Annotated in this window: 19 protein-coding genes; 9 read left to right on the forward strand and 10 right to left on the reverse strand. The window is 44.2% G+C overall.

Annotated elements, in window-relative coordinates:
- Positions 1-2 precede the first annotated feature (2 nt).
- On the reverse strand, positions 3-473 hold the full coding sequence (locus tag SNR28_RS07285) for a TRAP transporter small permease (protein ID WP_375748550.1): 471 nt from the start codon (positions 471-473) through the stop codon (positions 3-5).
- Between the two features lie 133 nt (positions 474-606).
- On the opposite strand from SNR28_RS07285, the gene SNR28_RS07290 reads away from it, so the two are divergent.
- Positions 607-1,536 carry a LysR substrate-binding domain-containing protein gene (locus tag SNR28_RS07290; protein WP_375748551.1) on the forward strand — a complete coding sequence of 310 codons (930 nt, stop codon included), beginning with the start codon at positions 607-609 and terminating at the stop codon, positions 1,534-1,536.
- A 56-nt stretch (positions 1,537-1,592) separates the two neighbouring features.
- Here the strand turns inward: SNR28_RS07290 and SNR28_RS07295 are convergent, their stop codons facing one another.
- The 7 genes from SNR28_RS07295 to SNR28_RS07325 all read right to left on the reverse strand — a co-directional run bounded on the left by SNR28_RS07295 (position 1,593) and on the right by SNR28_RS07325 (position 9,566).
- Positions 1,593-1,994, reverse strand: a complete 402-nt coding sequence (locus SNR28_RS07295) for an OsmC family protein (protein WP_375748552.1) — start codon at positions 1,992-1,994, stop codon at positions 1,593-1,595.
- Between the two features lie 96 nt (positions 1,995-2,090).
- Complete coding sequence (locus SNR28_RS07300) at positions 2,091-2,777, reverse strand: response regulator (protein ID WP_375748553.1); 687 nt, start codon at positions 2,775-2,777, stop codon at positions 2,091-2,093.
- 18 nt (positions 2,778-2,795) lie between these two features.
- Positions 2,796-4,166 carry an ATP-binding protein gene (locus tag SNR28_RS07305; RefSeq protein WP_375748554.1) on the reverse strand — a complete coding sequence of 457 codons (1,371 nt, stop codon included), beginning with the start codon at positions 4,164-4,166 and terminating at the stop codon, positions 2,796-2,798.
- A gap of 254 nt (positions 4,167-4,420) precedes the next feature.
- On the reverse strand, positions 4,421-6,700 hold the full coding sequence (locus SNR28_RS07310; protein ID WP_375748555.1) for an Ig domain-containing protein: 2,280 nt from the start codon (positions 6,698-6,700) through the stop codon (positions 4,421-4,423).
- Positions 6,697-7,836 carry an OmpA family protein gene (locus SNR28_RS07315; protein WP_375748556.1) on the reverse strand — a complete coding sequence of 380 codons (1,140 nt, stop codon included), beginning with the start codon at positions 7,834-7,836 and terminating at the stop codon, positions 6,697-6,699. Before SNR28_RS07315 ends, SNR28_RS07310 begins: the two co-directional genes overlap by 4 nt.
- A 171-nt stretch (positions 7,837-8,007) precedes the next feature.
- Positions 8,008-9,231, reverse strand: a complete 1,224-nt coding sequence (locus SNR28_RS07320) for an HlyD family secretion protein (RefSeq protein ID WP_375748557.1) — start codon at positions 9,229-9,231, stop codon at positions 8,008-8,010.
- Positions 9,225-9,566: an MFS transporter gene (locus tag SNR28_RS07325; protein ID WP_375748558.1), complete on the reverse strand. Its 342-nt coding sequence runs from the start codon at positions 9,564-9,566 to the stop codon at positions 9,225-9,227. Before SNR28_RS07325 ends, SNR28_RS07320 begins: the two co-directional genes overlap by 7 nt.
- Before the next feature lie 127 nt (positions 9,567-9,693).
- On the opposite strand from SNR28_RS07325, the gene SNR28_RS07330 reads away from it, so the two are divergent.
- The 7 genes from SNR28_RS07330 to SNR28_RS07360 all read left to right on the forward strand — a co-directional run bounded on the left by SNR28_RS07330 (position 9,694) and on the right by SNR28_RS07360 (position 14,779).
- Positions 9,694-10,701: a helix-turn-helix transcriptional regulator gene (locus SNR28_RS07330; protein WP_375748559.1), complete on the forward strand. Its 1,008-nt coding sequence runs from the start codon at positions 9,694-9,696 to the stop codon at positions 10,699-10,701.
- Between the two features lie 91 nt (positions 10,702-10,792).
- The gene (gene nfsB, locus SNR28_RS07335; RefSeq protein WP_375748560.1) at positions 10,793-11,449 is read left to right on the forward strand and encodes an oxygen-insensitive NAD(P)H nitroreductase; all 657 of its coding nucleotides are present in this window, start codon (positions 10,793-10,795) and stop codon (positions 11,447-11,449) included.
- A gap of 377 nt (positions 11,450-11,826) precedes the next feature.
- Positions 11,827-12,036 (forward strand): cold-shock protein, encoded by a 210-nt coding sequence (locus tag SNR28_RS07340; protein WP_277823291.1) that lies wholly within the window; start codon positions 11,827-11,829, stop codon positions 12,034-12,036.
- A gap of 77 nt (positions 12,037-12,113) precedes the next feature.
- Entirely contained in the window at positions 12,114-12,569 is a 456-nt protein-coding gene (locus SNR28_RS07345) for a YccF domain-containing protein (RefSeq protein WP_375748561.1), read from the forward strand.
- A gap of 9 nt (positions 12,570-12,578) precedes the next feature.
- On the forward strand, positions 12,579-13,115 hold the full coding sequence (locus SNR28_RS07350) for a YaeQ family protein (RefSeq protein ID WP_375748562.1): 537 nt from the start codon (positions 12,579-12,581) through the stop codon (positions 13,113-13,115).
- Position 13,116: 1 nt separating this feature from the next.
- Positions 13,117-13,677, forward strand: a complete 561-nt coding sequence (locus SNR28_RS07355) for a hypothetical protein (RefSeq protein WP_375748563.1) — start codon at positions 13,117-13,119, stop codon at positions 13,675-13,677.
- 115 nt (positions 13,678-13,792) lie between these two features.
- Positions 13,793-14,779: a Gfo/Idh/MocA family protein gene (locus SNR28_RS07360; RefSeq protein ID WP_375748564.1), complete on the forward strand. Its 987-nt coding sequence runs from the start codon at positions 13,793-13,795 to the stop codon at positions 14,777-14,779.
- Here the strand turns inward: SNR28_RS07360 and SNR28_RS07365 are convergent.
- Complete coding sequence (locus SNR28_RS07365; protein ID WP_375748565.1) at positions 14,774-16,795, reverse strand: peptidase U32 family protein; 2,022 nt, start codon at positions 16,793-16,795, stop codon at positions 14,774-14,776. The two genes, SNR28_RS07360 and SNR28_RS07365, sit on opposite strands and share 6 nt — an antisense overlap.
- Positions 16,796-16,894: 99 nt before the next feature.
- Between SNR28_RS07365 and SNR28_RS07370 the strand changes: the two genes are divergently transcribed.
- Positions 16,895-17,218 (forward strand): hypothetical protein, encoded by a 324-nt coding sequence (locus SNR28_RS07370; RefSeq protein WP_375748566.1) that lies wholly within the window; start codon positions 16,895-16,897, stop codon positions 17,216-17,218.
- A 34-nt stretch (positions 17,219-17,252) separates the two neighbouring features.
- On the opposite strand, the gene SNR28_RS07375 is transcribed toward SNR28_RS07370, so the two are convergent.
- Entirely contained in the window at positions 17,253-18,827 is a 1,575-nt protein-coding gene (locus SNR28_RS07375; RefSeq protein ID WP_375748567.1) for a DUF1566 domain-containing protein, read from the reverse strand.
- Between the last annotated feature and the right edge of the window lie 13 nt (positions 18,828-18,840).

The raw sequence follows: 18,840 nt of genomic DNA on the forward strand, positions 1-18,840 counted from the left end.
CCTTAAGAAGCGTTACGGGTAAATAAGCTGCGAACATGATTAACCAGATGAATAGCGGTAAACACCATCATTAGCACCAGTCCGACAAGCAAAGCGATATCAACATAAAACGTTGGAATATAAAGGGTTGGGCTCTCTTTCCATACGCGAAGTGAGTACTTGGTAAAATCCCAAGCCCAATAAGTTAGCCAGGAACCGATCACCAAACTAAGGGTTTCACCTATGATGGCCAGAATGGTTTTCTGCTGCTCTTTATGCAGGAAAATATCCAGCACATTGGCACGTATATGAGAGTTCTCTCTGGATGCATTGGCTGCCCCCAGAACGTAGAGCCATAGCGTTGGATACAGCAGAGTTTCGTCCAAACCCATCACTGGTATCTCAAGCACATAGCGAGTGATTACCTGGATAAACTGTCCTAAAGCAACCAGACAAATCAGCCCGGTAAGCAACAGACTTACAAATCGGTCCATCGTGTTGTTACGCCCTTCTGTTATTTTATTGTTAAATATGTTACAAACCGTAATTATAAAATCAAAGCAAATAAAATGATGACTCCATAGATTTTTCTTATGGGCTTAATTAACGCATTGAAATGGGTATGGGATGAACCTCAGCATTAGACAACTACAAGCATTTCGGGAAGTGATGAGAACTGGGTCGATTTCTGAAGCGGCAAGAGCGCTGCACAGAACACAACCTGCGGTAAGCGCCATGATTACAAGTTTGGAAGAAGAGTTAGGACTTGCTCTCTTTGTACGCCAGAGAGGACGGTTAACCAAGACTCCCGAAGCTTCATTTTTACTGGGAGAAAGCGAGGCTATTCTGGAACGTTTGGTTCGCGTATCGAGAACCATGAAAGAGCTAAGTAACTTACAAGAAGGTCAATTAAGGATCGCCTGTATGCCAGCATCTTCTCAGTTTTTGATCCCAAACCTGGTTGCTGGTTTTATCAAGGACAAACCCAAAGTAAAAGTGTCAATCATGATGCGGGCATCTTCCGTAATTGAGGAGTGGATCGCATCTCAGCAATACGATTTAGGCATAGCGGAGCTGCCTGCGCCCAACAGTGCGATTACAACCATTCCGTTAGATATGCATTGTGTTTGCGCGATGAGAGTAGATGATCCTCTTGCTCAAAAGAAAGTCATAACACCAGAAGACCTATCAGGAAAGCCACTCGCGACGTTACAGGAAGAGCACCCTAACCTACTTGCTACACGAAAAGCTTTCGAACAACACGGTGCCGACTTTAATGCGCGGTTTGAGCTAAGGAATTTTCAACCTGCACTAAAACTTGTCGAGGAAGGTTTATGTTACTCCATCTGCGATCCAATGACCGCAGACAGTTATTTTGAATATAAGATGGTTAGCCCCGAGCTCACTTTCCGCCCTTTCGCGCCCTCTATTCTGCTTTCAATTGGCATTCTCACCCCGTCCCAGCGACCAGCATCTTTGCTGACTGTAGCTTTTACAGAGATTCTGCATAAGTACCTGATTGAATTGGATAAGAAGTTTACACCGGATCGGCTTTAATGAGTTGTGCTAATGAGAAAGTAAATGAAGCGCCATAAGGGCGCTTCACAACAGGCTTACTCAACAATACTCCACGAGTGTGTCATCTCCACACCTTCACCCAACATCAGGCAAACAGAGCAATATTTTTCCAGAGAATCTGCTGCGACCTTGGCAACAATCGCTTCATCCAGATCTTCACCTGAAACGTCAAAGTGGATGTTCACGCTGGTGAAAATACGAGGTGCAGTATCGCGACGCTCCGTCGTTAGCTTCGCAACACAAGCTGTCACTTTCTGATTTGCTGTTTTTAAACCATCAACAACATCCACTGAGCTACAACCACCAGCCGCCATCAATACCATTTCCATCGGGCTTGGAGCTGTTGCTCCGCTATTTCCATCCATGACAACGGAATGGCCAGACTGCGACTGACCTAGAAACTTAAAATCTTCGACCCACTTTACTTCAGCTTGCATGTTATTTTCCTGTGTTCTTGCTTTTAGAGCGCATTGATTGCTGGTAAAGGTACTACCAAGCTCACCGGAAGACAAACCCTTGTAGAAAGATTGCTGTTAAATCTCCAGTTTGTAACCGACCCCATAAATGGACTTAATAAAATCGCATTCTGAGTTCACTTCTAACATTTTCTTGCGCAGATTTTTGACGTGGCTGTCGATAGTTCTGTCGGTTACCACTCTTCCGTCTTCATAAATGCGCCCCATCAACTGGTCACGACTAAATATTTGCCCCTGATGTTTATAGAGGTGGTTCAGCAACCGGAACTCTGCCGGAGTTAGCGTAACGTTATCGCCACTCAGCGTTACCTTCATACTTGCTTCTTCAATATTTAGAACGGATAGAGACTCTTGCGTCTCCAATACTGTTCTGCCTGTACGGCGTATTATGTTCTTAACGCGCGCCACTAACTCTCGTGGGCTATATGGCTTGCAAATATAGTCATCTGCACCAAGCTCTAATCCAAGCAGGCGGTCGATCTCATCCACTTTTGCCGTTGCCATAACAACAGGTACGTCACTAAAAGTTCGCAGCTCTCGATAGATGTCCAGACCATCCCTATGCGGCAGCATCAAATCCAGAACAATAAGGTCCGGTGCATTCAGCTTCACCCAACTGATGACATCCGCACCATCATCTATCCAGTGTTGGGTAAAACCAGAATGCTGCAGATACTCACAAAGCACCGCGGCAAGTGCTGGCTCATCTTCAACAACTAATACTGTTTTTTGTCTGTCACTCATTCTCTTTCCTTTAATCCACTACTTCAGATTAGCTGCTTTGGGGAGCTCTATAACCACCCGCAATCCACCTAAGGTCGAGTGTTCGGCATGAACGACTCCATTATGTGCATGAACAATGTTTTCACAAATCGCGAGCCCTAATCCAGAGCCTCCGCTCGCTCTGCTGCGAGATTTATCAACCCGATATAAGCGTTCAAACAGATGCGGCAGTGACTCATCAGGCACGCCTGGAGTGCTGTCTTCAAAGACAACCTGAACTCGGTCATTTTGCTCTGTAAGTGAAATAGCGGCATGACCACCTTCATCGGTGTAACGATAGGTGTTCTCAAGCAAGTTAGTGAATAGTTGATTCAGATATTTACTATCACCATTAATTATCACTGTATGATAATTGTCTTTGTCTAATTTCAGGGATATCTGCTTCTGCTCCAGCCTTGATGAGCACTGTGATGCTACTGACTCCAGCAGATCATCCAAATCTATTTCAGTTGATACGTCGATGCTCATTCCACTGTCAGTCAGGGAAAGCTGATGAAGATCATCCACTAGCTTGCCTAGCGTTAACACCTGATTATGGAGTGAATCGATATACCTGGGTTCAGGCTTACGTATTCCATCCTGCATCGCTTCGAGTTCACTTCTTAATACAGCAATCGGTGTTCGCAGCTCATGAGAGATATCCGAAAGCCACTGCTCCCTCATCACTTTTTGCATTTTTAGCGACGAAACAACACCATTAAAGGTCCGAATGAGATCGGCAAGCTCATCGGTTCCTTTCGTTTCTATATGAAAGTCGAGCTCACCCTCCGCAATAGATTGAGCGCCATCCGATAAAGCCTTTAGAGGATTTAGAAAGTGCCTTACCATAAAAAATGCGATAAGAAACGATAGAAAAATAGTGATGGAAGCAATCACGAATACATTGCGAGTTTGTTGTTCAAAGAAACTTTCAGCCAGATCACCTGACAGTTCATTGCTCTGCACAATAGAGACATAACCGACCGTTTTGTTATCTACAATAATATCGAGTTTAGTTAGCTTGTGGCTTTTCTCAGGCAATTGCAGGTTTTCCGGACGACCAATAACCGAACGACTGTCACTATCTAAAAGGTTAACTCGCAATCCAAAAGGAATCAGTGCAGTCTCAGCTGCAGATAACTTGTCCTTCTGGCTTGGTATTCGTATAGCACCGGGCCTTCCAGGAGGTGGTGGCAGTTCCCCAAGGTTGCCAATCAATCCTGCCCAAAGATGAGGTGCTCGCTCCAACCGCCTCCAACCAAATTTATCGGTGTAATACGCCTTAACATTCTCAACCAGAGTCTCTGCTCGCACGACTTCTTTGTCGTTTAAGTACCCTTGCAGCCCAACTCTAAAATTTGAGTTGATCATAAATGTCATAACACCAAGGCTCACAACGCAGACGAGCAATATAGAAACGAAGAGTTTTGTGAAGATAGAGAGGCGCACTGCTTTTCCTATTTAGTCACACTTGTTGGTTAGTATATATCCTGAGTAATAGTAAAACAGAAGTATGCAGAAATTATGGAGTTCAGACTTCGAATCATCAATTTAGGAATTAACGTTAAACAAAAACAGAGAGAAAAGAGCTGCCCGAAAACAGCTCTTGTTTGAATGAAATGTACTTATGGGTTCACCGTGATGGTCTCAATAGCACTGGTTACGCCATTTATTGTGGCACTAATATTCGTACTTCCTGCACTCTTACCAGTCACAGTACCTGCCTTTTCAAAATACTCGTCCACTGCCGCTGCAGCGGTGTCTGAACTGGTCCAGTTAGCCTGACTGCTCACATCAGCAGTTGAACCAGAACCATCACCACCTGTTGCTGTACACTTAATGGTACTGCCAACTGATACCGCTGATGCATCACAACTTATCGAGATGGAGTTTATCAATTCTTGATTCAAAACAGTCCAACTTACAGACTCGCTATAAGGACTCTCCGTCGCCTTAATGGTTGTGCTGCCCGCTCTCAAGCTGTGTACCAAGCCATAACGGTTAACACTCGCAACCTCAGGGTTACTGGAAGTCCAGTTTGTCGTATCCGTTATATTTTGATCTGGTGTACCACCAGACATACTAGCCGTTGCTTTTAACTGATATTCCTGACCTGTAACCTGGATCAAACTTGAAGGTGTCACTGTAAGTCCGGTTACAATCGCATTGGTTACTGTGAAGTTTGTTGTATCTGTATATACCGTGCCATTTTCTGCTGTATAAGTTGCGGTAACGACCGCGACACCCACACCCACCGCTTGTCCACTTGGCTGGCCTATATAAGAACCGTCAGCCGGAAAACTCAAAATGCTGTAATCAGAACTAGTCCAGTACGTTTTACTGGTCACATCTTGAGTGCTTGAATCCGAGAAGGTAAGAGTAGAACTAAATCGCTGACCACCACCGACATACACTTCAGAATTCTGTGGTGTTATAGCCAGTCCTGTTGGTGTTGCACTTGTCACAGTAATAGCCGCCGTACCGGAGACACCATTCAAAGTAGCGATAACATTGGTGCTGCCTGCTGAAACAGCCTTCACCGAGCCGGCAATTTCACTATCCATGGCTGCGACTGCTTTATCTGACGAACTCCATTGTGCACGTAACGTAACATCTTGTTTACTACCATCTGAATAGGTACCGACAGCATTAAACTCGTGATGTGTTCCTACCGCTATTGTTGCCGTACTAGGGCTAACATCCACGGAAACCAAAGTGGGCGCCGCGACCGTTACAGGAACTGTCGCTGTTTTCGTCCCAAAACTGGCGATGATATTGGCCTGCCCAACCGTAAATGCATAAGCATAACCCGGCAAAAATATCCCCGTGCCAACTTTTACTACGCTGGTGTTACTGCTCTGCCAGCTTGCTGCATTTGTTACATCTTCCGATGTCCCATCTGAGTAGTAAGCCGTCGCTCTAAGTGCCCCATATGCCCCAACATTTACGTCCGCTCTGGAAGGGCTGACCTGAAGTTCGGTTAATGTCGTTCCTTCAACAGTAAGAGAGCCCGTCTTATCAAAAACATTGGTTCCCCCACTACCGACAATGGATACGGTGCTGTGAATAGAAGCACTACCGGCTGCAAGTCCTTTCGCAAGCCCCATTTTACCCGTGCTATTTGATACCGATGCGACTGATTCAGTACCTGACCACCAGGTCATATTGTTGGTCACATCAACGATGCTACTGTTTGTGAGCTCTAAAAGAGCCTGATACTGGAGTGTATTTTGCTGTTGAATCGTTGCAGTACCCGGATTCAAATGCAGAGCGCTAGGAACACCAGCAACCACATTCAACTCAGCCGTACCTTGTATCCCTTTGAACGTAGCTTCGACTGTGGCACTACCAGCAGAATCTGACTTAATCACACCAGCGCTGACGACACTTGCAATCGCACTATCAGCGGCTTCAATCGTCCAGGTTGCCGAACTCGTTACATTCTGAACGGTATGATCCGCGTAATAAGCAACTGCATAGAAATTTCTGTTTAAACCGATAGTCGAGCTTTGAGTCGTCGGGAACACAACTACAGCCGAAACTGACTTATTGTGAACAACCAACAAAGCGGACTCACTTAATCCGTCATAGGTAGCGGTAATAATAGCGCTACCCGTGGCGACAGCTGTTGCCACACCGCTGCTGTTTACAGTTGCGACACTCGCATCGGAAGAACTCCATGTTGCTATAGATGACACATCCGTAGATGCTCCCCCTCTCTCAACTTGTTGAGCAAAAAATTGCTGAGTTGTCCCTAATAAAATAGAACTATCAAACGGAGATACAGTAAGGGTTTTCGTTCCATCATTACCACCGATGACAACCGGGTCAGATTTTGAACAACCGGTCAGCAAAGCCAATCCTAGAAACAGAACACTAACGAATCGACACGCAATATTTCTCATGGCTCAATCCTCTTAGCATTGTAGAAGGTTACTGTTACATGGCGGTTCAACGCACGACTCTCTGCACTTTCATTCGAATACAACGCCCCTCTTTCGCCTTTCCCCACCGTTGTAATCCGGCTTTCTGGGATGCCTTTATCTAACAGGAACTGTTTCGCTTCCTCAGCACGCTTTTCTGATAGTTCTTGGTTGAACTGTTCAGAACCTACATTATCGGTATGCCCTATGATAAGAACCTTAAACGTCCCATTTTTCTGCATAAACTCAGCGAACGGAAACTCTCTTTCTGTCGTAATGCCTGCAATCTGATATTTGGCGTACTCATAGTTCAGACTCATTTCAAATGCATCTAAAGGACAACCATCCGCATCCACTGGTACCCTATGTAACGTGTCTGGACATAAGTCATAACGATCATAGACACCATCCTGATCTCCATCTCGATATACTTCCACTTCGGCAACGGTTTCAACCCTTTGTGGCTTATTAAAACGATATGTCATCGACAACATGGCAGATAAACTTAGCGTTTCGTTTATTGTCGTGGCTGAGTTCCCAGCGACCAGTACCGAGCCGATATCGTAACTATCGATACGAGCGACCGCACCAAGGGCGAAATTCTCAGTCAGGTAGTAGTCGAAACCAACCTGCCCCGCGATGCCTAGACTTTGCCCTGAATTAGAACTAGCTATCACATTGGAGACAGGCGTTTTATCCCATTCCATATAGACGTATGTGACACCCAATTTAGAATACGGCTGAAACGCCTCTGTTTGCGGTTTAAAATCATACCGGAATCCGATACCCGGAATACTGAACTTCCGGTCATCCTGAATCAAAGCCTGAAAGTCCAGATACACCCGGGTAGAATCCATCAGCTCTGGAGAGAAAGTAAGAGCAAAATTGAGCCCAAGGCCATTTTCTTCTGGTTTATTGATACCGGAGACACCTTGATTAAGATCTTCCAGTTTAGACAGTGTTTTTCCATAACCGCCTGCGAACGAAACTGAATCAATCAATCCAATGTCATCATCCGCGATGGCATTGCTGGCGTGAAAAGCAGACAACAATAGCAGCAAACGAGAGAAAGATAATGGGATTGGGTTTCCTGCCCCAGAACTTAGGTATCCTTTCATTTAATTTTTACCTTTATCTATTTTATTAGGTAATCCAACGACATACCCAGCTTAGAGACAAAATAAAAATAAAACTTTGCCTGTTATCGCAAAGTAAAAAATATGTTTACTATTAACAATTTACTCACATAACCCTCCTAAATGAATAAGAGGGCTATTGATAAGTAATCTTTAGATAGAGTAGAAGAAGTACAACTGGGACTTCATTCGCAGGATGATGCCACGGATAACATCAAGAAATGCCATAAAGTCGACTGGTTTTGTGCCACTTACCCACGCCAGACCAACCGAACCAACTGGAATGTCATAACCTTCAGGTTCTTCAATTTTTAGCCTTACAAAGTGGTGCTTGTTCTGTAAGTTTTTTCCGGTTGTCGCTCTTACTGACTCATCAAAGCCAAGTAGTGTTCCCTGCGCTTCTCCTGTCGCTTCAACTATACCTTCAACTTCAGCAGAAAAAACTTTGCCCGGATAAACTGCGGAAGCAAACTCAGCTGCCTGACCTGGTTTAATGTTTCTTATTGCCTGATGATTCACTCTCATCAACACATATTTCTCATCGGTGTACATCTGTAACCTTGGCATTGTCGACACGCGCTGTCCTTCACGCAGGATGAAGTTAGTGACAAATCCATCTGCTGGTGCATTGACCATGGTACTGCTTAATTCCCACTCCGCTTGCTTAACATTCTCTTTCGCTGCCTCAACACTTGCTCGCTTCTTCGCGACAGCCAGTTGCGCACTTTCGATACCCAACCACGCTTTTTCACTGCTCAGTTTCTTAGATGTTAACTGAGATTCAAGAGTTTCCAGCTTCTGTTTCGCCAGCTCTACCGCAGTACGTTGCTTGTCTAGATCACTTTCCGTAATGGTGTGTTTAACGACCCGGTTTTGCTCCTCATAACGACGCAACGTTTTAATCTGTAGCGCTAGATCGGCTTTAGCTGATGCCACCTGCGATTGCGCGGTTTCAATATCCTGCTTGCTGGACTCATAACCGGAAGAGGCAATAACCACCTCCTGTTCAGCACTTTCAAGTTCTGCCTGTGCCGAGTCTAACTGAACGTTAGCTTTATTCAGCGCTATTTCATATGCCGTAGTATCTAGCTGATAAATCGGCTGTCCTTTCTCGATAGACTGGTTCGGTTTGATAAAAATAGTATCAACCTTGCCTTTTACGTTGGTTGAGTCCGGACGAAGCTGAATATGAGGAGACTGAACGACTGAACCTCCAGACAAGTCCATAGGCGTGTAGTTAATCAACCCAACCCACACAAACAATAACCAGGTTGAACCACCGATATAGGCAAAACTCTTGCTGTATTTATTCCAGGGCATACCTACCATTCTTAACAGGTAGATAAAAAGCGCCCAGATAGCTAAACCTTCTAGCATGATTCAACCTCCTTCTCGGGTGACTCTTGTGGTTTACTGCGGTTTTCTCCTTTCCATATATCCCTCAATCTGACGATCATTTTCTCGATATCTGCGAAAGCAATAATAACCGCTAGCACCCATACCCAGTGCCAGACAAACCCAATCCAGGTAAGTACAGTGATCAAACCTATCTGATGATGGTTTTGATTATGAGCTTTACTGATAGGTAATTCGTGCAAGCGCCAGACCCCGTAAATAGCACCACCCACCGTGGATAAAAGGACTATCCCTGCAACAACGTGTAAAGCGGTATCTGCTCCTGTACCGACAAATGGGACACTAAGTAAACTCATCAAACTCTCCGATTAACTCTGTAGGCACAGAATAGTCGGGATGCTATCCAGCAGAACAATAAATACATATCACGTCAATTTTTAGCTATAATTGAATCAATATGTAATTCACTCAATTAATCTAACGATGAAGTATCGACATTTTTTCCGGGCAATCACTCTGGACGGAATTTATCAGTCTGGCCTAGAAAAGCATGGTAAACAGGTGATGTTACAGAACATCCCTGAATCCGTATTCCGTGAACCGATGAGCCTGATTCCCATCAACGAAGTGAATAAGTGGTACCGGAACTTAGAATCAGCCCTAGACGATCCGGATTACATGTTCGCTCTCTCAGTTCCTATTGATATCAACAAACGAGGGGTTATCTCTCGTTGGTTCTTCTCTGGTCATGATCTGGCTGCGACTATCAGACGCATCAACACTTCAATATCCTGCTTTCAGTCTGGTGTATTTTTAGGGGGGAACGTTGCAGGTCCATATATGAAGTGGACATACGAAAATGCCTCGATAGAGCCCTACCTAAAGTTGCACGATGGCGTGCGTATGGCGATATTCCAAACCAAAGTGTTACGGCAATACTTAGGTCAGGATTTTTGCCCTGCGTTAGTCAAATTATCAGGAAGCAGCAAAAAACCGACACTTTACAACGACTTTTTTGGTTGCAATGTAGAGTGGAACCAGCCCAAAACGGAAATCTGGTTTCATAGCAAGCTGCGGATGACCACCGCACTTGTCGGCAGGCAGGAAAAGAAAAACCTGGCAATGAGCTATTCTGAACTGGACGACATCCTCGCTATGCCCACTTCAGAAGATGAGCTCAAGGTTATCTACGAAACCATAAACTACTCCCGACACTTAGGAATGCCAAAGGTGACCACTGTTGCCGATCTCCTTGGTTTATCTGTTCAGCAGTTCCAACGTCGGTTACGCAAACAAGGCATCGATTTCACCACCTTGTCTGCCTATGTTTTAAGTAACGTGGCGGTGAATCTTTTTAGCCATGGACATAGCATTGAAACCACGGCTCAAAAACTGGGGTACTCCAACACAGCCAGCTTTATCCGGATGTTTAAAAAGAATCGCGGAGTCACACCTGCTCAATATTTAGAACAGTTTCACGACACTTTTTAAGGTAAGTTGAACAATGGAATGCTTGTTAAATCGATAAACGCCCATACTATTGAATCAGACAGAAAAAAATAATGACCAAGGAGACACTCCAATGAACATCGCTGATGTTGCGTTATCTCGTTACTCTACAAAAGAGTTTGATTCCCAAAAGAAAATCCCGGCAGAGACCTTTGATCAGATTAAAAAACTACTTCGTTTTAGCCCATCAAGCGTTAACTCCCAACCGTGGCATTTCGTTATTGCTGAATCCGACGAAGCAAAACAGCGTCTGACTGCGGGTACGCACGATCGGTTTGTATTCAACCAGGCGAAAGTGACTGACGCTTCTCATGTGGTACTTTTCTGCGCGAAAACACAAATCGATGAAGAATATGTGCAACACATATTAGAGAGTGAAGAAAAAGCGGGGCGCTTCCCTCAGCCTGAGTTTAAAGAAACCGTCAATAACGGTCGTAGCTACTTTGTGAATATGCACCGATTTGATCTCAAAGATGCTCAGCACTGGATGGAGAAGCAACTCTATCTGAACATGGGTACTGTATTGCTTGGCGCTGGCGCTCTGAATGTCGATGCGGTACCAATTGAAGGTGTCGATCTAAAAGCACTGAATGAAGAATTTGGATTGCTGGAAAAAGGCTATACAGCTGTTGCTTTGGTAGCGATGGGCTACCGTAAAGAAACCGACTTCAACGCCTCTCTTCCGAAAGCGCGATTAGAAGAGGAAGAGATTTTCACCATCCTTCCATAATCACTAATAAATCGAAATAAAATTTTATGCCCGGTATCAATAAAACCGGGCTTTTTTACATAACAAGTTAAAACGCTAAACATCGTTGATATAAATGATACTTTTGCTTAGAAACAACTGTGATACAGGGCAAAAATTCGTGGATTATCAGGTTAAATAAGAATAAAAACCTCTATTCTTCATACGAATATCGTTGACTTCCTAAAATATTGATTTAAGCTGCCTAACGGCTAGAAAGAAGAGCTTTGGTTTTAGGTTTTACAAGTCGTTGGTAAGTTAGCCCTTTCCTCGTGTTGTAACTAAATAGCAATCTATTTTTTCCACGCTATAAGTACACCCTAAAGGGGTCAACACATTATTTATTTAGGAAAATGACTATGTCTAACACAGTGACTGGTACAGTAAAATGGTTCAACGAAACTAAAGGTTTTGGTTTCATTCAGCAAGAAAACGGTCCTGACGTATTCGCACACTTCAGCGCGATCCAGTCTGACGGCTTCCGTACTCTTACTGAAGGTCAAAAAGTTGAGTTCACTGTAACTCAAGGCCAGAAAGGTCCTCAGGCTGAGAACATCAAGCCTGTATAATTCTCTGTAGAATACAGAAAGAATTTCGATAGCCAGTCCATGTGACTGGCTATTTTTTTATACAACAAGGAGGTTACATGAGATTACTTGGCAATATTATCTGGTTTCTCTTCGGAGGCGTCTTTATGGGCCTTGCGTGGTGGTTAGTCGGTGTCCTGGCCTTTATCTCTATTATCGGTATTCCATGGGGCCGAGCCTGTATTGTGATGGGCAACTTTTCTTTCTTCCCGTTCGGAAAAGAAGCCATAGATAGAGAAGAGTTCAGCGGCAAGCGTGACATTGGAACAGGTCCATTGGGACTTATCGGCAACATACTGTGGTTCCTATTAGCGGGTATCTGGCTAGCTATTGGTCATATCATGTCTGCAATCGCCTGCTTCATTACGATTATTGGGATCCCATTTAGTATTCAACACCTTAAGCTCGCAGGCATCGCCCTGTTCCCAATCGGTAAAACTGTTGTGGATAAAGAGCATGCAGCTGCAGCCCGTCAAGCGAATGCGGAAGAGTACATTTCGCGCATGAGAAAGTAGGAGTGCCTTTTGGCTCTAAAACCAACGATATATAAGTTCCGAATCTCTCTGTCCGATATGAACAGAGAGTACTACGATTCACTCTCCCTTACGGTAGCTCAGCACCCGTCTGAAAATACCACTCGTATGATGGCCAGAGTTCTGGCTTATTGTCTTAACGCTGATCCCGATCTTGCTTTCACTAAAGGACTATCCACGATTGAAGAACCGGATATCTGGCAAAAAACACCTGACAACCAAGTTAGTTGCTGGATAGAAGTTGGTGAGCCTGATTCAGAAAGGGTGAAGAAAGCGTCGCGAATTGCAGACAAAGTCTCTATCTACAGTTTTAATAGAAAAGGTGACATCTGGTGGCAACAAAGTAAGAGTAAACTAGACTTTAATAATGTAAGTCTGTTTCAGTTTTCCCCAGATGCGATTCAACAGCTTAGTACTATGGTAACTCGTACTTCCGAGCTGTCAGTCATGATTAGCGGGAACTCACTTTTTGTATCAACTTCATCTGGTGAGTGTGAAGTAGAAGTAGTGACATTGAAAGGGATGTAATATGTCAGAAATTATTGTCAGCAACCTGAAGCAACAATTGGAAATTACAGGTGTTGATACTCTGCACCTGACAAACAAAGAAGCAGAGCTATTTAGCGCAGCGGTAGAAAACAAAGCCGACTTCTTTGATAAGCTGTGCGATGAGAAAGCAGACAAGCCCCCTGTTATGCTGCTTTTGGGGTTACTCACAAAGTCCCACATCGAAGCGGTTGCCAAGCTAGAGCCTCAAATAGAAACGATTCAGTCTATGCATGATGTCTTTGCAGATACTGTTGGCCATGAACAGGTACATAAGTTTGAAGCGGATGCACTGATAGAACTCTCCTTAGTAACAAAACTATGGTTAATGGTTCAGGGCTACTTGAACATGGACTTTAGCCTGGCGAATGATCACGCTCAGCAAAGCGCTGATATGCTGGCAAAAGCGCTAAATACTGAGTCTCAGGAGCTAAGAACCGAACTACTTTCCAGTTACTATCACGGCAAATCTAAACGAGACGAAGCTTCATCGGTAACCAGCTGGCCACACAAGCTTTTAGACTGGTTGAAAATTGGCGGATAAGAATCCGCCAAATACGATGTATACCTATTTCCTTCTCAGCCAACACGGCTAAACTATCAAGAGCAGATTTTTATCTTGACCATACCTGCATCCCAAAAATAGAGACAGAGGCACTATGATTAATCTCGCCATTATTGGCACAAACTGGATTACCGAAAAGTTTGTCGAAGCTGCGCTGGAGTCTGAAGAGTTCCAGCTAATGGGGATCTATTCCCGCGATCTAAGTAACGCTCAACACTTTGCAGTGGCACTTCAGCACGAGGAATGTCGATTCTACGATAGCCTGGATGCGTTAGCGTCTGCTACAGAAATTGATGCCGTCTATATCGCATCACCCAACAGCTTTCATTGCGAGCAGGCTTGCCTGATGATGCAAAATGGTAAGCACGTCATCTGTGAAAAACCGATTTCGTCAAATATTGCGGAAACGACCAAGATGTATGAGACCGCTCGGGCTAACGATGTGATTCTTTTTGAAGCTTTCAAAACCGAGTTTCTGCCAAATTTTGTCGAACTAAAAAGAAATCTTCCAGAGGTCGGCAGATTAAGAAATGTCTACCTGAGTTACTGCCAGTATTCTTCCCGTTATCAGAAATACCTTGCCGGGCAGAACCCGAATACCTTTAACCCGAATTTCTCCAATGGTTCGATCATGGATATCGGATACTACTGTGTTGCTGCAGCCGTATCACTCTTTGGTATGCCAGACTCAGTATTGGCCTCTGCTAAACTTCTCGATTCTGGTGTCGATGCTCACGGTACAGCCATTCTCAACTACGAAAACTTTGTTGTGACCGTGCAGCACTCTAAAGTGTCAGATGGTGTGATTCCAAGTGAAATTCAGGGTGAAGATGGCGCAATTATTCTTGATCATTTCTCGGAATGTACCGGATTTACTATCAAGAAAAAAGGAAGGGAAAAAGAGCACATTGCCCTGGAACAAGAAGAAAACTCTATGATTTATGAAGCGATTGCTTTCGCTGAACAGATAAACTCCGGTGAAATGCAGGAAGCAGCCGTTCAGCGATCTTTGGAGGTTTCAGAAGTAATCACCGAGATACGCCAGCAGACTGGCGTCGTATTCCCGGCTGATTCGCTATAGACCTTTCTTGTACTGTGAGTTGCCTGTTGGCGCTATATGCCGTTGAATCGTTTCAACGGCATTTTTATCTCCGTCTAATAAGTTCCTGAACGTTTTTACAATCTCTTCGTTTTTCATTGAGATTTTTGTTTCAGTGCGAATTTTTCTCAGATCAACCATATAGTCTGAGTAGAGACCCTGCATATCATCGACAACATCCATATTTAAATAGTGATACTGACTATAGAGGTGGTTGTACTGCCCCTTTTGCTTGTCGACGATATAAGGTGCGTCTTTCAAGTTAATGATGGATGTGTTCTTGCTGCAGCGTGGCAAGCAGCCATTGTTAATACGAATCTTCTTACAACCCGAGCTTTGCTGAAACAAACACTGACGACTGATCATAATGGATGCCGGATGGTAGATGCTGTAGAACAGCCTGAATCCTTCTGGAGCAACCAGTTTCTTCATCTGATTACCGTTAATCTCGTTAGAGATAAACGCACCCGAACAGCTAAACTCCTCTTTTAAAGCTTTCAGAGCAAACGAGTTGGCGATGTTCAGTTGAGGACCTGCAATCCAGTCAATATTAAGTTCATTCGCAATCCATACCAGCCCCGTATTGTTCAATACGATCTGCTTTGGCCTTACCTGATGTAAAAAATCCACGGCTGCATCGTAGTCTTTGTCAATCAGAATGGCGGGAAAAACAGCCGTCAAATCTGGGTTAGTTTCAAACGTAGCTACCGTGTTTTCAAGAAAACGAGATAAGTTAGCAGGCATCTGGAAGAACAACTCCGCGCCTTCAAACTGAGAAATCTCGTCAACCTCCGAAACCAATACGGATAACCCTAGCTTATCCTGCTGGGGTTCTGGCTGCTGTTTTTTTAGTTGTTGTTTTTGTAGACCCGTAGCTAATGTGCTCAATACGCGAGTTTTATCAATGCCCTTTCTCGCCAAAGCTTCATCACCAACGACTGGTTGTGTAGCCACAAGCTCTGCAATTTTTTCTTCTGTCGTTTTAAGGATCCGTGTTTTCGTATCGTACAATGCTTGTTTAATTTTTTTCTTTGTTTCCGGGCTCTTATCTTCACTCAAGGAAACAAAGTGATCAGCTGAGTTGTCGCGCGGATTCGCAGTATACATCTCTGTACTGATGTTCCCCTTAAGGTAGCCATCAGAGAAGTCACGGTTATAAACCGTGTATAGCTCTGTCATATCTTCCGATAGCGAGCCATTGTCACAATAACCATCTATCTGACGTCGCCAGTTATTCACTGTCGTATAAACGTAGTGCGGCCCTTTTATTCGACCTTCAATCTTTAATGAGTAAACACCTGCGTCTGCCAGCGACTCAAGATCCTGATAGGCTGAGTTGTCCTTCATGTTCAGCGGATACTTTGAGCCAGTTTCGGTTACCTCATACTCATCACGGCAAGGTTGGCTGCAACGCCCACGGTTACCCGAAGCACCATTTCTTACTGAACTCACGTAACAAAGTCCGGAGAACCCGATGCAATATGAGCCGTGGACAAACACTTCCATCAACACATTGTGTTTCTTTCCATAAGTTGCCAGACGCTTAATTTCAGGTTGACTGAGCTCACGCGACAAGTTCACCCTGCTAACACCAAACTGATGCAGGAACTTAATCTGGCCTTCATTGTGGGTGTTTAACTGGGTAGATGCATGCACATCAAACTGAGGATAAAAATACTTAATGATATATGCGAGGCCAACATCCTGAACGATAACACCATCGACTTCAGTATTGAGTAACCGGTTCAGCATCGCTATCACGGCTGAGATTTCCGATTCCAGAATCAGGATATTCAACGTAACAAATATCTTGCAGTCATATTGATGAGCGATATTCACCACTTCATTGAGTTCCTCAACAGACAAGTTTGTCGCACGGTTTCTGGCATTAAACCTATCCAGACCACAATAAACAGCATCTGCACCTGCAACGATAGCGGCTTTTATCGAGTCTGCATCGCCACCCGGGGCAAGGATTTCAAATCGGTTATTACTCATGAGTTCACTCATCAAAAATTGAGGCACGTATTTTATACGCAGCAATAAATTTTTTCCTGCAAAAATTGCGACTAATATTAGAGTAGCTTTTCTGGAGATATGGATAAGAATATGGTGATAGATAAAAACTACTTTGTTTATGAAGGAAAAATACCTCAGCCGCTCCGAGCACTGTTTTCTGAGCTTACAAACTATGTGCTGAGCTATATAGATCAAAAAACCTCTAGGGAAGAGGTGGTAGAGAAGATTGAAGAGGTATTAGCCCATCCATATTACGAAGGCAAAGAAGATAAAATTTATCACTTATGCAGTAATCTTGAATCCGTGTGCTATTGGTGGGAAGAAGATTGGCGATTTAAACATTGTTGGCCAGTGATAGAAAAGATACTGAAAGAAGAAAACATGGTGGATAAGGAAAACTAAACCCTTACATTCACAGAATGCAAGGGCATAGTTTTTATCTTCGTCCTTGCCCTGGTGGTGCAGGTATTTCAGACGCTTCAAGGTATCCATCGTTGTTTCTGTCAAAACGATCGAAATCTCTAGCCAGTGGCCCTTTCACCTCAGCCTTAGACAGCTTCCCGTCACCATTTCTGTCCATTTTATCGATCAGTTGATCGGAAGAAGGCCTGCCAGATGACATCTGTCGGTCATTTCCCATTTGAGGCAGGGAGTTATTGCTTCTTTTAGGCTTGGATGAGGTGCCCGCTTCGTTTCCAGTCAACGTATAGGTTTTTGATTCTCGAATATTGGTAACCGGATCCTGCACAAAGCTTGTATCACCATCGGTCACACATCGAACATAATTGTCCGTTCTCACTGCATCACCTTGCGGGCCATGTCCTTGAGAGTAGTCTTTACCATCATCGACCTTAGGATCACTGCGCTGTGAACCCGCCCCGTGAACATCCATCCAGCTTCCGTTCATATTCCCCATCGAGCGCCCAAACGCGATATATGCACCATTTTTATTGTTGCGAAGGTTTTTATGAGTTGTGCTGCTCCAGTAGTTTGCGTAGTCCAGTTTCCCCGCTTCATTCACGATGGATGTTGCTTTAAACATTGAATCAATCGAAGCACTACCTGAAGTATCAGGGGATTTACTGTAATCCACTATCGATTGCAGTTCTTTGGCATTTGGTAAGCGCCAGCTAGTGTTCCCGACCAGATCCAGATTTTCACAATAAGAAAGTGCTGTGGGCCAGTCCATGCTTATCTCACTGTCGCTCTGCTGCCATGTAAGGCCCGTTGCTTTATCAGTAATAGTGCCGTTGCGGTTATCCTGATAATCGTTGATACCGTAGTCTGTGTTGCCGCGTACGACCAATACGTAAAACGTCTTGTCTCCTCCTCTTGGGGAAGTCACGCCATAACCTTTAATCCTTCCATCAATAAAATTAACGCCAAATACAGTTTCATCTCCTTTCATGGTTGTTGAAACGTATTTAGTACTGCTCACGTATTGAGAGTCAATCAGACGCTCGCCTGCTTCTGTGTCACCAGAGTCGAATCCAAAATATTCGTGATTAATAAAAGGCATAATGGATACATCGCCTTTTTTGCCATCAATCCCGCTCGGATCTTCCCCATCAAACATCATCAGGGAGTAAAGCTCTTTTATGGTAGGCAGTCGCCAGTCAGAATATCCGGCTAAATCTAAGTTTTTGGCGTACGTCAGCGCTTCAGAGTAACTGAGTTTATCTGCCGCAGAGATCTTTCCATCACCGTCTAGATCAACGGTTTGTGCCCACATTAACCGGGTAACGTTGTCGGTAACCGTACCATTATTGTTGTCGGCATAATCCGGCTGAAAGCCTTTGTATTGCGAGTCTTGTCCGTAGGTTTCATCACCCGGTACAGGACAACTATCGAGATTATCGTTCAATCCCAGGCATTGGGTTTGATTGGTATCGACGACAGGATAGGAAAGTGATTGCTGAGAAGCCTGAACAGAGGCTGTGCATGACAATGCTGCCAGCAAATAAGCGGACAGTTTGGAAAGTCTTAATAGTCTTGGTTTATTGGTATTCATATTACCCCCTGCA

The sequence above is a fragment of the Vibrio iocasae genome, assembly GCF_042245395.1.
GTDB lineage: Bacteria > Pseudomonadota > Gammaproteobacteria > Enterobacterales > Vibrionaceae > Vibrio > Vibrio iocasae.

What these genes read in the sequence shown, in the direction of transcription:
- SNR28_RS07285 (WP_375748550.1), bottom strand. Translation starts at nt 473, where the DNA reads ATGGACCGATTTGTAAGTCTGTTGCTTACCGGGCTGATTTGTCTGGTT.
- SNR28_RS07290 (WP_375748551.1), top strand. Translation starts at nt 607, where the DNA reads ATGAACCTCAGCATTAGACAACTACAAGCATTTCGGGAAGTGATGAGA.
- SNR28_RS07295 (WP_375748552.1), bottom strand. Translation starts at nt 1,994, where the DNA reads ATGCAAGCTGAAGTAAAGTGGGTCGAAGATTTTAAGTTTCTAGGTCAG.
- SNR28_RS07300 (WP_375748553.1), bottom strand. Translation starts at nt 2,777, where the DNA reads ATGAGTGACAGACAAAAAACAGTATTAGTTGTTGAAGATGAGCCAGCA.
- SNR28_RS07305 (WP_375748554.1), bottom strand. Translation starts at nt 4,166, where the DNA reads ATGATCAACTCAAATTTTAGAGTTGGGCTGCAAGGGTACTTAAACGAC.
- SNR28_RS07310 (WP_375748555.1), bottom strand. Translation starts at nt 6,700, where the DNA reads ATGAGAAATATTGCGTGTCGATTCGTTAGTGTTCTGTTTCTAGGATTG.
- SNR28_RS07315 (WP_375748556.1), bottom strand. Translation starts at nt 7,836, where the DNA reads ATGAAAGGATACCTAAGTTCTGGGGCAGGAAACCCAATCCCATTATCT.
- SNR28_RS07320 (WP_375748557.1), bottom strand. Translation starts at nt 9,231, where the DNA reads ATGCTAGAAGGTTTAGCTATCTGGGCGCTTTTTATCTACCTGTTAAGA.
- SNR28_RS07325 (WP_375748558.1), bottom strand. Translation starts at nt 9,566, where the DNA reads ATGAGTTTACTTAGTGTCCCATTTGTCGGTACAGGAGCAGATACCGCT.
- SNR28_RS07330 (WP_375748559.1), top strand. Translation starts at nt 9,694, where the DNA reads ATGAAGTATCGACATTTTTTCCGGGCAATCACTCTGGACGGAATTTAT.
- nfsB (WP_375748560.1), top strand. Translation starts at nt 10,793, where the DNA reads ATGAACATCGCTGATGTTGCGTTATCTCGTTACTCTACAAAAGAGTTT.
- SNR28_RS07340 (WP_277823291.1), top strand. Translation starts at nt 11,827, where the DNA reads ATGTCTAACACAGTGACTGGTACAGTAAAATGGTTCAACGAAACTAAA.
- SNR28_RS07345 (WP_375748561.1), top strand. Translation starts at nt 12,114, where the DNA reads ATGAGATTACTTGGCAATATTATCTGGTTTCTCTTCGGAGGCGTCTTT.
- SNR28_RS07355 (WP_375748563.1), top strand. Translation starts at nt 13,117, where the DNA reads ATGTCAGAAATTATTGTCAGCAACCTGAAGCAACAATTGGAAATTACA.
- SNR28_RS07360 (WP_375748564.1), top strand. Translation starts at nt 13,793, where the DNA reads ATGATTAATCTCGCCATTATTGGCACAAACTGGATTACCGAAAAGTTT.
- SNR28_RS07365 (WP_375748565.1), bottom strand. Translation starts at nt 16,795, where the DNA reads ATGAGTAATAACCGATTTGAAATCCTTGCCCCGGGTGGCGATGCAGAC.
- SNR28_RS07370 (WP_375748566.1), top strand. Translation starts at nt 16,895, where the DNA reads ATGGATAAGAATATGGTGATAGATAAAAACTACTTTGTTTATGAAGGA.
- SNR28_RS07375 (WP_375748567.1), bottom strand. Translation starts at nt 18,827, where the DNA reads ATGAATACCAATAAACCAAGACTATTAAGACTTTCCAAACTGTCCGCT.